Below are 664 nucleotides of genomic sequence, written 5' to 3'. Positions count from 1 at the left end.
CAAGTGTCGATAGCTCAGCGGATATGCCGCATACCAACGAATGCAAACCAGGATCACGTCGATCGGAAAGCGCATTCCTTTGAAGTTGACCATGTCGATTCGTCCTGGATTCGGGCACCGCAGCTTACCCGAACGGCCCGCCGGCGTTCGCTAATGCGACAGAACCCGGCGCCCGCCCTCGGTCACAATTTAATTAGCATGGTGGGCCAAATTTAAATCGGCGCCAACATCCCGGTTATAAATCACCAATCCAGTTCTTGAACCGCTGGATCAGTGAGCAGAATCATGAAAGAATGGCTGCATAAGAGTTGCCTGTTGGAAGATTAAAAACAGCGGAAACCTCACAATATCAACAAATTTTAGAAGAGAGCAGGTGCTAAATGGAGTCCAAAGCCAGTTATGTCCGCTATGAAAAAATGGGACGCGTGGCCTACATTACTATTAATCGGCCTGAAGTATTAAACGCGCTAAACCTGCGTACACATGAAGAGCTACAAGCGATCTGGGACGATTTCGAGAACGACGATTCGTTGTGGCTAGGTGTTTAGAATTGGGTGATCATATTCCTATTCGCAGCTTGCCCTACTTCAAAGCCAGGCGCCTGTTGAGTACACTGTTGATTCCTGTCACCTCACCGCCAGCGCCATGACCCAAGCCCTTCACA

1 protein-coding gene and 1 pseudogene are annotated in these 664 nt (G+C 49.4%); one reads left to right on the top strand and one right to left on the bottom strand.

Features of this window, described 5'->3' with window-relative positions; genetic code table 11:
* Positions 1-93 (bottom strand): annotated as a pseudogene (locus CSZ94_RS29485) (IS6 family transposase); the annotation flags it as partial.
* 287 nt (positions 94-380) lie between these two features.
* Here CSZ94_RS29485 and CSZ94_RS29405 point away from each other — a divergent pair.
* A complete protein-coding gene (locus tag CSZ94_RS29405) occupies positions 381-548 on the top strand; it encodes an enoyl-CoA hydratase-related protein (RefSeq protein WP_146009931.1) in 168 nt (55 codons plus the stop codon).
* The last annotated feature ends 116 nt before the right edge of the window (positions 549-664 follow it).

The sequence above is a fragment of the Janthinobacterium sp. ROICE36 genome (assembly GCF_002869965.1).
In the GTDB taxonomy this organism is placed as follows: domain Bacteria; phylum Pseudomonadota; class Gammaproteobacteria; order Burkholderiales; family Burkholderiaceae_D; genus Janthinobacterium.
Note: the sequence above shows the minus strand (reverse complement) of the source record. Positions and strands in the feature narration are given on the sequence as shown.

What these genes read in the sequence shown, in the direction of transcription:
- CSZ94_RS29405 (WP_146009931.1), top strand. Translation starts at nt 381, where the DNA reads ATGGAGTCCAAAGCCAGTTATGTCCGCTATGAAAAAATGGGACGCGTG.